This is a genomic window from Rhizobium sp. SRDI943 (assembly GCF_057653695.1).
The window spans coordinates 3,714,502-3,733,983 of sequence record NZ_CM172787.1; the positions used below are offsets into that span (position 1 = coordinate 3,714,502).

Consider the following 19,482-nt stretch of genomic DNA (forward strand, 5'->3'; position numbering starts at 1 on the left):
AAGCCTTTGGCAATTCAAAATGCGACTGCGTCCTTTGCGCGTCTAAAACGACGCGCGGCGCTGTAGACCTTTCCGCCTTGCTTTCTTTCGCTGCATTGCACACACTGATCTCGGGAACAGCAAGCCGCACGACGATGCGAGCCGGATAAAAAGAGAAATATGTCGATCAAAGCCAGCATCTATCATCTGACGCATTACATCTATGACAAGCCGGTTCGCCTCGGCCCACAGATCATCAGACTGAAACCTGCCTCGCATTCGAAGACACGGGTGCTCAGCCACTCGCTGAAGGTCACGCCTTCCAACCATTTCGTCAATCTGCAGCAGGACCCCTACGGCAACTACCTTGCCCGCTACGTCTTTCCGGATCCGGTGACCGAGTTCAAGATCGAGGTCGATCTCGTCGCCGACATGACGGTCTACAATCCGTTCGACTTCTTCGTCGAGGAAGAGGCAACCAAGTGGCCGTTCGGATACCCCGAAACGATCCAGGAGGATCTGTCGATCTACATGACGCCGGAGCCGGCCGGTCCGCGCCTCAAGGCGCTGCTGCCGACGCTCGACTGGTCGCCCGACCAGCCGACGGTGGACATGGTCGTCGGCCTGAATGCCCGCCTGCAGCGGCAGATCGGCTATGTCATCCGCATGGAAACCGGCGTGCAGACGCCGGAGGAGACGCTGGAAAGCGCCAAGGGTTCCTGCCGCGACACCAGCTGGCTGCTCGTCCAGATCCTTCGCCATCTCGGCCTCGCCGCCCGCTTCGTCTCCGGCTACCTCATCCAGCTGACGCCGGACCTGAAGGCGCTTGACGGACCCTCCGGCACCGAAGTCGATTTCACCGACCTGCATGCCTGGGCTGAGGTCTATCTGCCTGGTGCCGGCTGGGTCGGTCTCGATCCGACCTCCGGCCTGCTGACCGGGGAAAGCCACATCCCGCTTGCCGCCACACCGCATTTCCGAAATGCCGCTCCGATTTCCGGCGGTTATTTCGGCGAGGCCGAAACCGAATTCGCCTTCGACATGAAGGTATCGCGCGTCGCCGAGCACCCGCGCATCACCAAGCCCTTCTCCGATGAGAGCTGGGACGAACTCAACGAACTCGGCGAGAAGGTCGATCGTGTCCTCGAAGCCGAGGACGTGCATCTGACGATGGGCGGCGAACCGACCTTCGTTTCGATCGACGATTTCCAGTCCGAGGAGTGGAACACCGCCGCCGTCGGCCCGACCAAGCGCGAAAAGGCCGACGTCCTGATCCGCAAGCTGCAAGAACGCTTCGCCCCCGGTGGTTTCCTGCATTACGGCCAGGGCAAATGGTATCCGGGCGAAAGCCTGCCGCGCTGGACCTTCTCGCTCTACTGGCGCCGCGACGGCAAGCCGGTCTGGCAGAACCTCGATCTGGTCGCCGCCGAAGGCAAGGATACCGGCGTTACCGCCGAGGATGCCGAAAAGCTCCTGACGGCGATCGCCAAGGAGCTGGCGATCAAGCCTGACATGGTGCAGCCGGCCTATGAAGATCCGGCCGACTGGATCATCAAGGAAGGCAACCTTCCCGAAAATGTCGATCCGGCGAATTCGAAGCTGAAGGATCCTGAGGAACGCAACCGCATCGCCCGCGTCTTCGCCCGCGGCCTGACCGTCGCGACCGGCTACATTCTTCCGGTCCAGGCATGGAACGCCAAGGCAGCGGAAAGCCGAGTCTGGGTCAGCGAGAAATGGCGCACCCGCCGCGGCAAGATCTTCCTCGTCCCGGGCGACAGTCCGATCGGTTACCGCCTGCCGCTCGGCACGTTGCCCTATGTTGCCCCGGCGCGTTACCCCTATATCCACCCCGCCGATCCGACGATCCCGCGCGAACCGCTGCCTGATGTCTTTGTACCGGCCGGCCGCGCCATGCCGGAAGCCTCTTTCCATGCCGATGAGAGCAATCGCGGCCGTGTCGAACAGACGCTCGGCGAACTCCGCGGTGCCGTGCGCACCGCCATGTCGGTCGAGCCGCGCGACGGCAGGCTCTGCATCTTCATGCCGCCGGTCGAGCGCATCGAGGATTATCTCGAGCTGATCGCCGCAGCCGAAAACGCCGCAGCCGAACTCAAGCTTCCCGTCCATATCGAAGGTTATCCGCCGCCGCAGGACGAGCGCATCAACGTCATCCGCGTCGCCCCGGATCCCGGCGTCATTGAGGTCAACATTCATCCGGCCTCGAACTGGAAGGACTGCGTCGACATTACGACCGCGATCTACGAGGAAGCGCGCGCCACCCGGCTCGGCGCCGACAAGTTCATGATCGACGGTCGCCACACCGGCACCGGCGGCGGCAACCATGTCGTCGTAGGCGCGGCCAATCCGAACAACAGCCCCTTCCTGCGCCGTCCCGATCTGTTGAAGAGCGTCGTCCTCCACTGGCAGCGTCATCCCTCTCTCTCCTACCTCTTCTCCGGCATGTTCATCGGCCCGACCAGCCAGGCGCCGCGCATCGACGAGGCTCGTCACGACAGCCTCTATGAGCTGGAGATCGCCATGGCGCAGATCGCTGCCCCCGGCAGCGGCCAGCAACCGCTGCCCTGGCTCGTTGACCGCCTGTTCCGTAACCTTTTGACCGACGTCACCGGCAATACCCACCGTGCCGAGATCTGCATCGATAAGCTGTTCTCGCCCGACGGCCCGACCGGACGGCTCGGCCTCATCGAGTTCCGCGGCTTCGAGATGCCGCCGAATGCGCGCATGTCGCTTGCCCAGCAATTGCTGGTGCGCGCGCTGATCGCTCGTTTTTGGGTCAACCCGGTCGACGGCAACTTCGTCCGCTGGGGCACGACCCTGCACGACCGTTTCATGCTGCCGCATTTCGTCTGGACCGATTTCCTCGACGTGCTCGCCGACCTTCGCCAAAACGGCTTCGACGTCAGCCCGGAATGGTTCAAGGCCCAGCTCGAATTCCGCTTCCCCTTCTGCGGCGAAGTCGAATACGAGGGCTCGAAGCTCGAACTGCGCCAGGCGCTGGAGCCTTGGCATGTCATGGGCGAGGAAGGCGCGCCGGGCGGCACCGTCCGATACGTCGACAGCTCCGTCGAACGCCTTCAGGTGCGGCTCGAAACCAGCAATACCGCGCGTTATACCGTCACCTGCAATGGCCGCACCCTGCCGCTGACGCCGACCGGCACCGCTGGCGTGTCGGTCGCCGGCGTCCGTTACAAGGCGTGGCAGCCATCCTCCGGTCTGCATCCTGTCCTGCCGATCAACACGCCTTTGACGTTTGACATTTATGATACATGGTCGAAGCGTTCGATCGGCGGCTGCATCTATCATGTTGCCCATCCGGGCGGCCGGACCTATGACACCTTCCCGGTCAACGGCAACGAAGCGGAAGCAAGGCGGCTCGCCCGCTTCGAGCCGTGGGGACATACGGCGGGCGGTTATATCCCGCACGCCGAGACGGGTTCGCTTGAATTCCCGCTGACGCTGGATCTGAGGCGGCCCGCCGGAATTTAAGGCCGAGGGTTAGGGCCGGGGGTTGGGGTTCAGTTTTGATGGGTAAGAGGCCGGCAGCGGAGCGCAGGGGAGAGGCAGAGGTCCGCATCGCCAAGGGTGCGGCCTTCGGCTATGCGCCGCTTCCTGGCACCGCTGACGAGATGGTCGACAACAAAGGCGCAGTCCGCCCCGTCTGGCAGAATTTCCTCTCGCATCTGAGCGCAATGCCGGAAAAGGATCTCGCCGAGCGTTTTGCCCGCGCCGACCGCTACCTGCGCGATGCCGGCGTCTTCTACCGCGCCTATGGCAGCAAGGGCACCGGCGAACGCGCCTGGCCGATTTCGCATATCCCGGTGCTGATCGACGAGCGCGAATGGAAGACGCTGTCGGCGGGGCTCGTCCAGCGCGCCGACCTGCTGGAGGCGATCGTTGCCGATATTTACGGCGACAACCGGCTGGTGGAGGAAGGGGTCCTGCCGCCGGCGCTGATGGCCGCCAATCCCGAATTCCAGCGCCCGCTCGCCGGTATCCGGCCGGGCTCCGGCCATTATCTGCATTTCTGCGCCTTCGAGATCGGCCGCGGACCTGACGGCAACTGGTGGGTGCTGGCCGACAGGACGCAGGCACCGTCTGGCGCCGGTTTCGCGCTGGAAAGCCGCGTCGCGACGACCCGGGCCTTCTCGGATATCTACGCCGAAACCCCGGTCCACCGCCTCGCCTCCTTCTTCGGCGCCTTCCGCGACGCACTACAGGGTATGAAACATTCGGGCGACGACCGCATCGCCGTGCTGACGCCCGGCCCGGCCAACGAGACCTATTACGAGCACGCCTACATCGCCCGCTATCTCGGTCTCATGCTGCTCGAAGGCGAGGACCTCACTGTCGTGAAGGGCCGCGTCATGGTGCGCACCGTTGCCGGCCTGAAGCCGATCGGGGTGCTCTGGCGCCGTCTCGATTCGGCCTTTGCCGACCCGCTGGAGCTGAACCAGAATTCGCATATCGGCACGCCCGGCCTGGTGGAAGCGCTGCGCGCCGAAAGCCTCACCATCGTCAATGCGCTCGGCACCGGCGTTCTCGAAACCCGGGCGCTTCTGGCCTTCATGCCGACCATCTGCCACCGTCTGCTGGGGGAAGATCTGCAATTGCCCTCGATCGCTACCTGGTGGTGTGGCCAGAAGGAAGAGCGCGAGCACGTCGCAAAGAACATCGAGAAGATGGTGATCGGCCCGGCCTATTCCCGAGCACCCTTCTTCGACGACAACGGCGAGTCCGTGCTCGGCTCGTCGCTGCGTGCGACCGCCAAGGATTCCATCACCGACTGGCTGAGTTCGGACGGCCCGAAACTGGTCGGCCAGGAGGTCGTCACGCTGTCGACGACGCCCGCCTGGGTGGACGGCAAGCTCGTGCCGCGGCCGATGTCGCTGCGCGTCTTTGCCGCCCGCACGGCAAACGGCTGGCAGATCATGCCCGGCGGCTTTGCCCGTATCGGCTCCGGCGCCGATGTCGCGGCGATCGCCATGCAGTCGGGCGGAGCGGCCGCCGACGTCTGGATCGTCAGCGACAAGCCGGTCGAGCGCCACACGCTGCTGCCGGCCGAGGGCAGCTTTACCCGCAACATGCCGGGCAGCCTGCCAAGCCGGGCAGCCGACAATTTGTTCTGGCTCGGCCGTTACATCGAACGTGCCGAAGGGGCGCTGCGCATCCTGCGCGCCTGGCATGCGCGTTACGCCGAAGCTGCCGATCCGAGCCAGCCGCTGCTCGCCGATGTCTCCGAGTATCTCACGGCCGTCGATATCGATACCGCCGAACCCGTGCCGGAAACGCTCTTGCGCAACATCGACAGCGCCGTTTATTCGGCGAGCAACATCCGCGACCGTTTCTCCCCGGACGGCTGGCTGGCACTCAACGATCTCGCCAAAACCGCCCGCCGCTTTCACGTCACCGTCGCTGCCGGCGACGACGCCAGCCATGCGATGACGATCCTTCTGCGCAAGCTCGCGGGCTTCGCCGGTCTCGTGCACGAGAACATGTACCGCTTCACCGGCTGGCGCTTCCTCTCGCTCGGCCGCTATATCGAGCGCGGCCTGCACATGACGCGCCTGCTCGGCCACATGTCCGGCCCGGAAGCGCCCGACGGCGCGCTCGACATGCTGCTCGAAATCGGCGACAGCGTCATGACCCATCGCCGCCGCTACAACGTCAACACGGCGCGGCTGACCGTCACCGACCTGCTGGCGCTCGACCCTCTCAATCCCCGCTCGGTCCTTTTCCAGGTGAACGAGATCCACCATGAAGTCGAGCAGTTGCCGAATGCCCTGATCAACGGCCAGATGTCGCCCTTCTACCGCGAAGCGATGCGGCTCCATTCCGGCCTGGCGGTGATGACGCCGGAGGGCATGGGGGCCGAGGTCTATCAACGGCTAGAACGCGAATTGGAGCAGCTTTCCGATCTGCTCGCCCAAACCTATCTCGGGTGACGGCGATGCTCTACGATCTCTCCCTCCGCATGGGTTACATCTACGACGTGCCGGCCTCCGGCGCTCGCCACGTCATGCGCCTGATGCCGCTGTCGCTGACCAATCGACAGCGCCTGGTCGCCGGCTCGATCACCATCTCGCCGACGCCGGACGAGCAGTCGCATTTCGTCGATTTCTTCCATAATCCCACCACCTCCTTCATGCTGCGCGCGCCGCACGAGACGCTCGACATTCGCATGCAGGCCCGCGTGCAGGTGGAAAGCCAGCCGATCGCCGCCGATTTCTCGCCGCTGCTTGCCGACCTGCCGGAGGAGGTCGCCGGAATCTGGTCGCTGGCGCCGGATTCGCCGCACCATTTCCTTGGCGACAGCCCGCGCCTGACCCAAGCCCGCGAGATCGCCGACTATGCGCAAAGCTGGGCCGTGCCTGATCTGACGGCGATGCAGATCGCCCATGCGCTCTGTAGCCGGATCAACAAGGATTTCACCTACGATCCTGACGCGACAACGGTGGACACGACGCCGCTCGAGGCGTTCAGATTGAAGCGCGGCGTCTGCCAGGATTTCACCCACATCATGATCCTGGCGCTTAGAAGCCTCGGCATTCCGGCCGGCTACGTCTCCGGCTTCCTGCGCACCATCCCGCCGCCCGGCAAGGAACGGCTGGAAGGGGCGGACGCCATGCATGCCTGGGTCAGGATCTGGTGCGGCGAGACGAACGGCTGGATCGAGCTCGACCCGACCAACGACATCCCCGCCGGCACAGACCACATCGTGGTCGCCTATGGCCGGGACTATTCCGACGTCGTTCCCGTCATCGGCGTATTGAAAAGTTATGGCGGCCAACGCGCCGTCCAGGCGGTCGACGTGATCCCACTGAAATAATCCCAAAACTGGAAAAATCCGACGATTCGTTAAAATTGTATTGACGCCGTAAGGACAGCGGAAAGGAGGAGCGTGCCTAATATCACCGCACAGGGCCTCCTACACGGGTGAACATGATGAGCACCTCCTTTTTGCATCCCTGCCTGCGTCGCATGCTTGGCGACCGTGGCGGTAATTTCGGTATAATGACGGCGATCGTATTGCCCGTCCTCTTTGGTGCTGCCGGCATGGCGATCCAGGTGGGCGACCTATTGCTCTCGAAACAGCAATTGCAGGAAGCCGCCGATTCTGCCGCGCTGGCAACCGCGACCGCCCTGGCAAACGGCACGATCCAAACCTCGCAGGCCGAGGCCTTCGCGCGGGATTTCGTCGCCGGACAAATGGCGAATTACCTTCAGAGCGGCATCGATATCAAGAGCACGACGGGCGTCGATGTCCGGACAACGACATCGGGCAAGTCGACATCCTATCAAGTGACGGTTTCGCCCGACTACAACATCGCGGTCAATCCGCTGATGCAGACGATCGGGTTCACGACGCAGAACATTTCAACGTCGAGCACGACGACCAGCGGCAATTCGCAAACCCAAGGCTCCGTCTCGATGTTCCTCGTCCTCGACAGATCCGGCTCAATGGGCGAGGATACCGCGACGGTCAACGCGTCAGATCCTACGGAAGAATACAATTACGACTGCAGCGAAAAAGACAGATACGGCAACGTAACCAAGAAGAAGACCTGCACCGATACGCGTCCTCACTACTACACCAAAATCGAAGCCCTGAAGCTTGCCGTCGGCACGCTGACGGGCGAACTCGACGCAGTCGATCCCGAAAAGGAATATGTCCGCACGGGTGCCGTTTCCTACAATATCGAGATGCAGAAAGCGAAAGCGCTGGATTGGGGAACGGCCCACGTCACCAAATATGTCAACAAGCTGACGGCGACCGACGGTACGGACTCTGGCGAGGCATTCAAGACGGCCTATAATAAGCTTGCCGACGCGGCCGAAGACAAGGCGCACGTGGACAAGACGGGACAGGTTCCGACAAAATACATCGTCTTCATGACGGACGGAGACAACAACTATACCTCCGCCGACACCGAAACGAAGACGTGGTGCGACAAGGCGCGCGACGCCAAGATGCAGGTCTATACGATTGCCTTTATGGCGCCGGCGCGTGGCCAGGCTCTGCTGAGCTATTGCGCGACAGCGCCGGGCAACTATTTTCCCGCTGGCGACATGACGGCGCTCCTGAAGGCATTCAAGGAAATCGGCATGAAAGCATCCAATCAGGTCACGCGTCTGACGAACTGATACAACGCCCAGAGAAATGGGAAACGAAAAGCCGCGCCGGAACAAACCGGTGCGGCTTTTCGTTGTGCTCGTTCGGCGCATCAGATCGGGAAAAGCGATTGAAATCAAGCCCCTCGACCCGCGTGAATATGAAGGTTTCGCAATTTTTTCGTTTGTCCAAATCCTTTGTTGCAAGTGCTTAGTAACGATGCATAAACTGTCGGCTGCGCAAGCGACAAATTGATTGAATCAGGCATAACATCCTGAAACAAAATTAAAATTGGCGAGACCTGACGATGAACACTGTTTCCAAGCCGATCATCCCCTCCCCCGCCCCTCGCAGTTCAAGGCCGGAAATTCTCGCTGAAGAAATTATCGAACGTCTGACCTACCGCATCGGCAAGGATGCCAAGGTGGCAAAGCCGCATGACTGGCTGACCGCGACGATCCTGGTGGTGCGCGACCGCATCATCGACAGGTGGATGGCTTCCACCCGCGAGGTTTATGCGACCGGCGCTAAGCGCGTCTATTATCTTTCTCTCGAATTCCTGATCGGCCGGCTGATGCGCGACGCCGTTTCGAACCTCGGCCTGATGGAGGAGGTGCGCGACGCACTCGCCTCGCTCGGCGTCGACGTCAACGTCATCGCCGGCCTGGAGCCGGACGCCGCACTCGGCAACGGCGGCCTCGGCCGTCTGGCTGCCTGTTTCATGGAGAGCATGGCAACGGTCGACGTCCCGGCCTACGGCTACGGCATCCGCTATGTCCACGGCCTCTTCCGCCAGCAGTTGGCCGACGGCTGGCAGGTGGAACTGCCGGAAAACTGGCTCGCCCACGGCAATCCTTGGGAATTCGAACGCCGCGAAAGCGCCTATGAAATCGGCTTCGGCGGCGCCGTCGAATTCATCACCACCCATGACGACCAGCCGCGCTACGTCTGGAAACCGGCCGAGCGCGTCATCGCCGCCGCCTTCGACACGCCGGCCGTCGGCTGGCGCGGCAAGCGCGTCAACACGCTGCGCCTCTGGTCGGCGCAACCGATCGATCCGATCCTGCTCGATGCCTTCAACGCCGGCGACCACATCGGCGCTCTGCGCGAAAGCAACAAGGCCGAAAGCCTGACCCGGGTTCTCTATCCTGCCGACGCCACCCCGGCTGGCCAGGAACTGCGGCTGCGCCAGGAATTCTTCTTCTCGTCGGCCTCGCTGCAGGACATCCTGCGCCGCCATCTGCAGCAATACGACGATTTCACCTCGCTGCCGGACAAGGTGGCGATCCAGCTGAACGACACTCACCCCGCCGTCTCGGTCGCCGAACTCGTGCGTCTACTCTGTGACGTACACGGGATGGATTTCGACCAGGCCTGGGAAATTACCCGCCAAACCTTCTCCTACACCAACCACACGCTTTTGCCCGAAGCGTTGGAAAGCTGGGCGGTGCCACTGTTCGAGCGTCTGCTGCCGCGCCACATGCAGATCATCTATGCGATCAATGCCAAGATCCTGATCGACGCCCGCAAGGGCAAGAACTTCTCCGATGGGGAAATCCGCTCGATCTCGCTGATCGATGAAAGCGGCGACCGCCGCGTGCGCATGGGCAACCTCGCTTTCGTCGGCTCGCATTCGATCAACGGCGTTTCGGCCCTGCACACCGACCTGATGAAGGTCACGGTCTTTGCCGACCTGCACAAGCTCTATCCTAACCGCATCAACAACAAGACCAACGGCATTACGCCGCGCCGCTGGCTGCAGCAGTGCAATCCCGGTCTCACCGGCCTGATCCGCGAGGCGATCGGCGACGAATTCCTCGATGATGCCGAAAAGCTGCGTGCGCTCGACGTGCATTCTTCCGATCCGGCTTTCCAGCAGAAGTTCGCAGCGGTAAAGCGCGCCAACAAGGTGGCACTCTCCAACCTCGTCGCCAGCCGCATGGGCGTGAAGCTCGATCCGTCGGCGATGTTCGACATCCAGATCAAGCGCATCCATGAATACAAGCGCCAGCTGCTTAATATCATCGAGGCCGTCGCGCTCTACGACCAGATCCGCTCGCATCCCGAGCTCGACTGGGTGCCGCGCGTGAAACTCTTCGCCGGCAAGGCGGCGCCGAGTTATTACAATGCCAAGCTCATCATCAAGCTGATCAACGACGTCTCCCGCACGATCAACAACGACCCGTCGGTGCGCGGCCTGCTGAAGATCGTCTTCGTCCCGAACTACAATGTCTCGCTTGCCGAAGTCATGGTTCCGGCCGCCGACCTCTCGGAGCAGATCTCAACCGCCGGCATGGAAGCATCCGGCACCGGCAACATGAAATTCGGCCTCAATGGCGCGCTGACGATCGGCACGCTCGATGGCGCCAATGTCGAGATGCGCGACAATGTTGGCGAGGACAACATCGTCATCTTCGGTCTCAAGGCCGACGAGGTGTCGAAAGTCCGCAGCGATGGCCACAATCCGCGCGCCATCATCGAGGGATCGCGCGAACTCGCCCAGGCGCTTGCCGCCATCGGCTCCGGCGTCTTCTCGCCCGATGACCGCAATCGCTATACATCGCTGATCGATGGCATCTATTCGCACGATTGGTTCATGGTCGCAGCCGATTTCGACGCCTACGCCCAGGCCCAGCGCGAGGTCGACCAGATCTGGACCAACCAGTCCGCCTGGTACACCAAGACGATCAACAATACCGCGCGGATGGGCTGGTTCTCTTCCGACCGTACCATCAGGCAATATGCAGACGAAATCTGGAGAGCCGGATGAAAACGCCGAAGACCATCCCTGAAGTAAAGCTTTCCTGGGAAATTTCGGCAGATGAAATCACGGCAATCCTTGCCGGCTCGCATTCCAATCCCTTTGCCGTCCTCGGTGTGCACCAGGCCGGCGACGCCTTCGTCGCCCGGTGCTTCATCCAGGGCGCCGAGGAGGTGACCGCCATGACGCTCGACGGCGGCGTCATCGGCGAACTGAAGCAGCTCCATGCCGACGGCGTCTTTGCCGGCCCGGTTTCCCTCACAAAGCTCCAGCCGGTGCGTTACCGCGCCCGGCGCGGCGATGCCGAATGGGCAGTCACCGATCCCTACAGCTTCGGTCCGGTGCTCGGACCGATGGACGATTATTTCGCCCGCCAGGGTTCGCATCTGCGCCTGTTCGACAAGATGGGCGCCCACCTCATCAAGCACGACGGCGCCCAGGGCATCCATTTTGCCGTCTGGGCGCCGAACGCACAGCGCGTCTCCGTCGTCGGTGATTTCAACAATTGGGACGGCCGCCGCCACGTGATGCGCTTCCGTGCCGACAGCGGCATCTGGGAAATCTTTGCCCCTGACGTACCGATCGGCGTTGCCTACAAGTTCGAGATCCGCGGCCAGGACGGCGTATTGCTGCCGCTAAAGGCAGATCCCTTTGCGCGGCGCAGCGAGCTCCGACCGAAGACCGCCTCGATCACCGCCGCCGAGCTGGAGCAGGAGTGGGAAGACGAGGCCCATCTGAAGCACTGGCGCGAGACCGACAAGCGCCGCCAGCCGATCTCGATCTACGAGGTGCATGCCGCCTCCTGGCAACGCCGGCAGGACGGCACGATGCTGTCCTGGGACGAGCTCGCCTCCAGCCTCATCCCCTATTGCGCCGACATGGGCTTCACCCATATCGAATTCCTGCCGATCACCGAGTACCCCTACGACCCCTCTTGGGGTTACCAGACGACCGGCCTCTATGCGCCGACCGCTCGTTTCGGCGAGCCGGAGGGTTTTGCCCGTTTCGTCAACGGCTGCCACAAGGTCGGCATCGGCGTCATCCTCGACTGGGTGCCGGCGCATTTTCCGACCGACGAACACGGTCTCGGCTGGTTCGACGGCACGGCGCTCTACGAGCACGAAGATCCGCGCAAGGGCTTCCACCCGGACTGGAGCACGGCGATCTACAATTTCGGCCGCACCGAGGTCGTTTCCTATCTCGTTAACAACGCGCTCTACTGGGCCGAAAAATTCCACCTCGACGGTCTGCGTGTCGATGCCGTCGCTTCGATGCTCTACCTCGATTATTCGCGCAAGCACGGCGAGTGGATCCCGAACGAATATGGCGGCAACGAGAACCTCGAAGCGGTCCGTTTTCTGCAGGATCTCAACATCCGCATCTATGGCAAAAATTCCAACGTCATGACCATCGCCGAGGAATCGACCTCCTGGCCGAAAGTCTCGCAGCCCGTGCATGAAGGCGGCCTCGGTTTTGGCTTCAAGTGGAACATGGGCTTCATGCACGACACGCTGAGCTACATGAGCCGCGATCCTATCTATCGCGGCCACCATCACAACGAACTCACCTTCGGCCTGCTCTACGCCTATTCGGAAAATTTCGTCCTGCCGCTCTCGCATGACGAGGTTGTCCATGGAAAAGGCTCGCTGATCGCCAAGATGCCGGGCGACGACTGGCAGAAATTCGCCAATCTGCGTGCCTACTACGCCTATATGTGGGGCTATCCCGGCAAGAAGCTGCTGTTCATGGGCCAGGAATTCGCCCAGTGGAGCGAGTGGAGCGAAGAGAAGGCACTCGACTGGAACCTGCTTCAGTATCGCATGCACGAGGGCATCCGGCGCCTGGTGCGTGACCTCAATTTCACCTATCGCAGCAAGCCGGCGCTGCATGAGCGTGACTGCGAGGGCGAAGGTTTCGAATGGCTGGTCGCCGACGACCACCAGAATTCCGTCTTTGCCTGGTTGCGTAAGGCGCCGGGCCAGAAGCCGGTCGCCGTCATCACCAATTTCACCCCTGTCTATCGCGAGAATTACTCGATCCGCCTGCCGTCCGCAGGTCGCTGGCGGGAAATCCTGAACACCGATGCCGACATCTACGGCGGCAGCGGCAAGGGCAATGGCGGGCGCGTGCAGGCCGTCGATGCCGGCGGCAACATCACCTGCTCGATTACCTTGCCGCCCTTGGCGACAATCATGCTTGAACCTGAAAATTAGTGACTGGTGGGAGGAGAAAATGGTAGAAAAGCGCGTTCAGCCACTTGCCCGCGATGCAATGGCTTATGTTCTGGCGGGCGGTAGAGGAAGCCGTCTCAAGGAACTCACCGACCGGCGTGCCAAGCCGGCCGTCTATTTCGGCGGCAAGGCCCGCATCATCGATTTCGCCCTGTCGAATGCCCTGAATTCCGGCATTCGCCGTATCGGCGTTGCCACGCAATACAAGGCGCATTCGCTGATCCGCCACATGCAGCGCGGCTGGAACTTCTTCCGCCCCGAGCGTAACGAGAGCTTTGATATTCTGCCGGCCAGCCAGCGCGTTTCCGAGACGCAATGGTATGAAGGCACGGCCGACGCCGTCTATCAGAACATCGACATCATCCAGGATTACGGTGTCGAATACATGGTCATTCTCGCCGGCGACCACGTCTATAAGATGGACTATGAATGGATGCTGCAGCAGCACGTCGATTCCGGCGCCGACGTCACCATCGGCTGCTTGGAAGTGCCGCGCATGGAAGCGGTCGGCTTTGGCGTCATGCATGTCAACGACAAGGACGAGATCATCGCCTTCGTCGAGAAACCGGCCGATCCGCCGCCCATTCCCGACAAGCCGGATTTCGCCCTCGCCTCGATGGGCATCTATGTCTTCCACACCAAGTTCCTGCTCGATGCGCTGCGCCGCGACGCCGCCGATCCGACCTCGAGCCGCGACTTCGGCAAGGACATCATCCCCTATATCGTCAAGAACGGTAAGGCGGTCGCCCACCGCTTCGCCAAGTCCTGCGTCCGTTCCGATTTCGAGCACGAGCCCTACTGGCGCGACGTCGGCACGATTGACGCCTATTGGCAGGCCAATATCGACCTGACGGCAATCGTTCCGGAGCTCGATATCTACGACAAGTCCTGGCCGATCTGGACCTATGCCGAGATCACCCCGCCGGCGAAATTCGTCCATGACGACGAGGATCGCCGCGGCTCGGCCACCTCCTCCGTTGTGTCAGGCGATTGCATCATCTCAGGCGCCATGCTCAACAACAGCCTGCTCTTCACCGGCGTCAGGGCCAACTCCTTCTCCAAGTTGGAAGGAGCGGTCGTCCTGCCGAACGTGAAGGTCGGACGGCGCGCGCAGCTCAAGAATGTGGTCATCGACCATGGTGTCGTCATTCCGGAAGGTCTGGTCGTCGGCGAGGATCCCGAGCTCGATGCCAAGCGCTTCCGGCGGACGGAAAGCGGCATCTGCCTGATCACGCAACCGATGATCGACAAGCTGGATATCTGACTTATGAAAGTTCTTTCGGTTTCGTCCGAAGTCTTCCCTTTGATCAAGACAGGGGGTCTGGCCGATGTGTCCGGCGCCCTGCCGATTGCTCTGAAAGCCTTCGGGGTCGAGACCAAGACCCTTCTACCCGGCTATCCTGCCGTCATGAAGGCCATTCGCGACGCCGTCGTCAGGCTCGAATTCCCCGACCTGCTCGGTGAACGGGCGACCGTACTCGAGGTCCAGCACGAGGGCCTCGATCTGCTCATCCTCGATGCGCCGGCTTATTACGACAGGCCGGGCGGGCCCTATCTCGATCCGCTCGGCAAGGACTATCCCGACAACTGGCGTCGTTTCGCTGCTCTGTCGCTCGCCGCCTCCGAGATCGCCGCCGGCCTGCTGCCCGGCTGGCGGCCGGATCTCGTCCACACCCACGACTGGCAGGCGGCGCTGACGTCGGTCTATATGCGCTACTACCCGACGCCGGAATTGCCGAGCGTGCTGACCATCCACAACATCGCCTTCCAGGGCCAGTTCGGTTCCGAGATTTTCTCCGGCCTGCGCCTGCCTGCCCATGCCTTCGCCACCGAAAGCGTCGAATATTACGGCACTGTCGGCTTCCTCAAGGGCGGCCTGAAGACCGCCCATGCGATCACGACGGTCAGCCCGACCTATGCCGATGAGATTCTGACGTCGGAATTCGGCATGGGGCTGGAGGGCGTCATCGCCAGCCGCGTCGACGATCTGCACGGCATCGTCAACGGCATCGACACCGATATCTGGAACCCGGCGACCGATCCTGTCGTCCACACCCACTACGGCTCGACGACGCTGAAGAACCGCGAAGAGAACCGTCGCTCGATCGCCGAGTTCTTCCACCTCGACAATGACGACGCCCCGATCTTCTGCGTCATCAGCCGTCTCACCTGGCAGAAGGGTATGGATGTCGTCGCCAACATCGCCGACGAGATCGTCGCCATGGGCGGCAAGCTCGTCGTGCTCGGGTCCGGCGAAGCCGCCCTTGAAGGCGCGCTGCTCGCCTCCGCCAGCCGCCATCCCGGCCGCATCGGCGTTTCGATCGGCTACAACGAACCGATGTCGCACCTGATGCAGGCCGGCTGCGATGCGATCATCATCCCCTCGCGCTTCGAACCCTGCGGCCTGACCCAGCTTTACGGCCTGCGTTACGGCTGCGTGCCGATCGTCGCCCGCACCGGCGGGTTGAATGACACCGTGATCGACGCCAATCACGCCGCACTTGCAGCGAAAGTCGCAACCGGCATACAATTTGCCCCCGTGACAGAAACAGGCATGCTACAGGCAATCCGCCGTGCGATGCATTTTTATCGGGACCGAAAACTCTGGACCCAATTGCAAAAGCAGGGCATGAAATCGGATGTCTCCTGGGAGAAGAGCGCCGAACGCTACGCTGCCCTCTATTCAAGCCTCGTCTCGAAAGGCATGTGACCTAAAATGATCAAGTCCGTCTCCACCACGCCCTATCTGGACCAGAAACCCGGCACGTCGGGCCTGCGCAAGAAGGTTCCGGTCTTCCAGCAGCCGAACTATGCGGAGAACTTCATCCAGTCGATCTTCGATTCGCTGGAAGGCTATCAGGGCAAGTGCCTCGTCATCGGCGGCGACGGACGCTACTACAATCGCGAGGTCATCCAGAAGGCGGTCAAGATGGCCGCGGCCAATGGCTTCGGCAAGGTCATGGTCGGCAAGGGCGGTATCCTGTCGACGCCGGCCGCTTCCCACATCATTCGCAAATACAAGGCTTTCGGCGGCATCATCCTCTCCGCCAGCCACAATCCCGGCGGCCCGACCGAAGACTTCGGCATCAAGTACAACATCAACAATGGCGGCCCGGCGCCGGAAAAGATCACCGACGCGATCTATGCGCGCTCCAAGACGATCGACAGCTACAAGATCGCCGATTTCGCAGACGTCAATCTCGACCGCATCGGCAAGGACGAGCTTCCCGGCGGCACGATCCTCTCGGTCATCGATCCGGTCGAGGATTATGCCGCGCTGATGGAAGAGCTGTTCGATTTCGGCGCCATCCGCAACCTGATCAGCCTCGGCTTCCGCATTGCCTTCGATGGGATGAGCGCCGTCACCGGTCCCTATGCCAAGGAAATCTTCGAGAATCGTCTCGGCGCTCCCTCGGGTTCGGTGCGCAACTTCATGCCGCTGCCGGATTTCGGCGGCCATCATCCGGACCCGAACCCGGTGCACTGCAAGGAACTCTTCGACGAAATGATGGGCGATGACGCGCCCGATTTCGGCGCCGCTTCCGACGGCGACGGCGACCGCAACCTCATTATCGGCCGCGGCATCTTCGTCACGCCGTCCGACAGCCTGGCGATCCTTGCCGCCAACGCCAATCTCGCCCCCGGCTATTCCGGCGGCCTCGCCGGCATCGCCCGCTCGATGCCGACATCGGGTGCTGCCGACCGCGTCGCCGAAAAGCGCGGCATCGGCATGTATGAAACGCCGACCGGCTGGAAGTTCTTCGGCAACCTGCTCGACGCCGGCATGGCGACGATCTGCGGTGAGGAAAGCTCCGGCACCGGTTCCAGCCACGTCCGCGAAAAGGATGGCCTCTGGGCCGTGCTGCTGTGGCTGAACATTCTTGCCGTGCGCGGCGAGAGCGTCGCCGATATCGTCACCCAGCATTGGCAGACCTACGGCCGCAACTATTATTCGCGCCATGATTATGAAGGTCTCGACACCGATGCGGCGAACGGCCTGGTGGATAATCTCCGCAGCCAGCTTCCCACCCTGCCCGGCGAGAGCTTCGGCAACCTGAAGGTCGAGAAGGCCGACGACTTCGCCTATCACGATCCGATCGACAAATCGGTGAGCGAGCATCAAGGCATCCGCGTGCTCTTCGAAGGCGGCTCCCGCGTCGTCTTCCGCCTGTCCGGCACCGGCACGTCTGGCGCAACCTTGCGCGTCTATATCGAGCGCTACGAGCCGGATTCGACTCGTCACAACATCGAAACGCAAGAAGCGCTCGCCGATCTGATCGCCGCCGCCGAAAGCATAGCCAGCATTCGTGAACGCACGGGACGCGATGCGCCAACCGTGATCACCTGATCCGGGGGGAACATGCGGGGGAACAGTTCGGCGCAAGCCGGCGCGATCGTCTTCGAGACCGGCGTCGAATTTGCCGTATGGTCGCATCATGCCGCACAGATCGAACTCTGCCTCTTCGAGGATGACGGCAACAGGGAATTCGCGCGCCTGCCGATGGCGCGCGACAGCAACCACATCCATCGACTGTTTGTCGACGGATTGAAGGCGGGCGCGCGCTACGGCTATCGCGCCGACGGTATTTATGCGCCCGATAACGGCCTCTGGTTCGATCCCTCCAAACTGCTGATCGATCCCTACGCCAAGGAGATCGATAGGCCGTTCCGCTACGATCCCCGCCTCGGCATCTATGGCGAGGACAGCCAGGATCTGATGCCGAAGGCGATTGTCACCACCGATACCCGAGCCGCGATCAGCAAGCCGCTCTTCAAACCGGGCGGCTTTATCTATGAGGTGGCGGTACGGCCCTTCACCATTCTCCATCCCGACGTGCCGGAGGCTGAGCGCGGCACGGTCGCAGCGCTTGCCCATCCCTCCGTCGTCGCACATCTGAAGCGGATCGGTGTCGATGCCGTCGAACTGATGCCGATCACCGCCTGGATCGACGAACGCCACCTTCCGCCGCTCGGCCTCACCAACGGCTGGGGCTACAATCCCGTCGCCTTCATGGCGCTCGACCCGCGGCTCGTGCCTGGCGGCATGACCGAGTTGCGCCAGACGGTCGCGGCCCTCCATGCCGAAGGCATCGCCGTCATCCTCGACCTCGTCTTCAACCATACCGGCGAGAGCGACCGTTACGGCGCGACGCTGTCGCTGCGCGGCCTCGACAACCTGCATTATTATCGCCACGCCCAGAATTGCCCGGGCGAACTCGTCAACGACACAGGCACCGGCAACACGCTCGCCTGCGATCATCCTGAGGTTCGCCGCCTCGTCATCGACAGCCTACGCCATTTCGTGCTCAACGCCGGCGTCGACGGTTTTCGCTTCGATCTCGCCCCGGTACTCGGCCGCACCGCGACGGGCTTCGAACGCGACGGAACACTGGCCTCGATCCTCTCCGACGATGTGCTTGCCGACCGGATCATGATCGCCGAACCCTGGGATATCGGCCCGGGCGGTTACCAGCTCGGCAATTTCCCGCCGCCCTTCCTTGAATGGAACGACCGGGTTCGCGATGATCTGCGCTGCTACTGGCGCGGCGACGATTGGAAGACCGGCGCGCTGGCAACCGCACTTGCCGGCTCCTCCGACATCTTCTCCCGCAACGACGGCAACGAGACGCGCAGCGTCAATTTTCTCGCCGCCCATGACGGCTTCACGCTGATCGATCTCGTCTCCTATGCCGCAAAGCACAACGACGCCAACGGCGAACACAATCGCGACGGCCATAACGAGAATCATTCCTGGAACAACGGCGTCGAGGGGGAAACCGTCTATCCTACGATCCGCAAGCGTCGCCGGGACGATGTGATGGCGCTGATCTCAACGCTTTTTGCCACCCGCGGCAGCATCATGCTGACGGCGGGCGACGAGGGCGGCCGCAGCCAGCACGGCAACAACAACGCCTATTGCCAGGACAACGAGATCACCTGGCTGGACTGGAAGGCGTTGGACGAGGGTCTCATCGCCCATACCGCCTTCGTTGCAGGGTTACGTCGCCGTTTCACCGTTTTCTCCGAAACGGGCTTCCTGGCGGGAAATGGCGATGTCGAATGGATTTCGCTTTCCGGCGAACCGATGAGCGTTGCCGAATGGGAGACGCCGTCGCTCTCCACCCTCGGCATGCTGTTATCGACCGGTGACCGCTCCTCTCGCGGCAGGCAGACCAGGCTTGGTGTGCTTTTCAATCGCTCGGGGAGCCGCCAATTTTTCACGCTGCCTTCTCAGAGCGAACCGGGCTGGCGCCAGTTGACCCCGGATGGAGCGAAGAAAACCGGTGGCCGTGCAACCGTCGAGCCACGCTCGATTGCCTTTTTCGTAGAAAATTGACCGCCTCCCGTCCCGCACGCAAATCCTTGTCGCAATCGTCACA

Annotated in this window: 10 protein-coding genes; all 10 read left to right on the forward strand. The window is 62.1% G+C overall.

The window, feature by feature from the left end:
- Positions 1–159 precede the first annotated feature (159 nt).
- The 10 genes from AC245Y_RS18870 to glgX all read left to right on the forward strand — a co-directional run bounded on the left by AC245Y_RS18870 (position 160) and on the right by glgX (position 19,439).
- The gene (locus AC245Y_RS18870; RefSeq protein ID WP_017995183.1) at positions 160–3,486 is read left to right on the forward strand and encodes a transglutaminase family protein; all 3,327 of its coding nucleotides are present in this window, start codon (positions 160–162) and stop codon (positions 3,484–3,486) included.
- A 38-nt stretch (positions 3,487–3,524) separates the two neighbouring features.
- The gene (locus tag AC245Y_RS18875) at positions 3,525–5,942 is read left to right on the forward strand and encodes a circularly permuted type 2 ATP-grasp protein (RefSeq protein ID WP_017995184.1); all 2,418 of its coding nucleotides are present in this window, start codon (positions 3,525–3,527) and stop codon (positions 5,940–5,942) included.
- Positions 5,943–5,947: 5 nt separating this feature from the next.
- Positions 5,948–6,826 carry a transglutaminase family protein gene (locus tag AC245Y_RS18880; RefSeq protein WP_026157476.1) on the forward strand — a complete coding sequence of 293 codons (879 nt, stop codon included), beginning with the start codon at positions 5,948–5,950 and terminating at the stop codon, positions 6,824–6,826.
- A 116-nt stretch (positions 6,827–6,942) separates the two neighbouring features.
- A complete protein-coding gene (locus AC245Y_RS18885) occupies positions 6,943–8,142 on the forward strand; it encodes a pilus assembly protein (RefSeq protein WP_017995186.1) in 1,200 nt (399 codons plus the stop codon).
- 275 nt (positions 8,143–8,417) lie between these two features.
- Complete coding sequence (locus tag AC245Y_RS18890; RefSeq protein ID WP_012758980.1) at positions 8,418–10,880, forward strand: glycogen/starch/alpha-glucan phosphorylase; 2,463 nt, start codon at positions 8,418–8,420, stop codon at positions 10,878–10,880.
- Complete coding sequence (gene glgB, locus AC245Y_RS18895) at positions 10,877–13,084, forward strand: 1,4-alpha-glucan branching protein GlgB (protein WP_017995187.1); 2,208 nt, start codon at positions 10,877–10,879, stop codon at positions 13,082–13,084. Before AC245Y_RS18890 ends, glgB begins: the two co-directional genes overlap by 4 nt.
- Before the next feature lie 19 nt (positions 13,085–13,103).
- Positions 13,104–14,366 (forward strand): glucose-1-phosphate adenylyltransferase, encoded by a 1,263-nt coding sequence (glgC, locus tag AC245Y_RS18900; protein WP_017995188.1) that lies wholly within the window; start codon positions 13,104–13,106, stop codon positions 14,364–14,366.
- 3 nt (positions 14,367–14,369) lie between these two features.
- Complete coding sequence (glgA, locus tag AC245Y_RS18905; protein ID WP_017995189.1) at positions 14,370–15,812, forward strand: glycogen synthase GlgA; 1,443 nt, start codon at positions 14,370–14,372, stop codon at positions 15,810–15,812.
- Positions 15,813–15,818: 6 nt separating this feature from the next.
- Positions 15,819–17,450 carry an alpha-D-glucose phosphate-specific phosphoglucomutase gene (locus tag AC245Y_RS18910; RefSeq protein WP_017995190.1) on the forward strand — a complete coding sequence of 544 codons (1,632 nt, stop codon included), beginning with the start codon at positions 15,819–15,821 and terminating at the stop codon, positions 17,448–17,450.
- Positions 17,451–17,462: 12 nt separating this feature from the next.
- Positions 17,463–19,439 (forward strand): glycogen debranching protein GlgX, encoded by a 1,977-nt coding sequence (glgX, locus tag AC245Y_RS18915; protein ID WP_012758984.1) that lies wholly within the window; start codon positions 17,463–17,465, stop codon positions 19,437–19,439.
- The last annotated feature ends 43 nt before the right edge of the window (positions 19,440–19,482 follow it).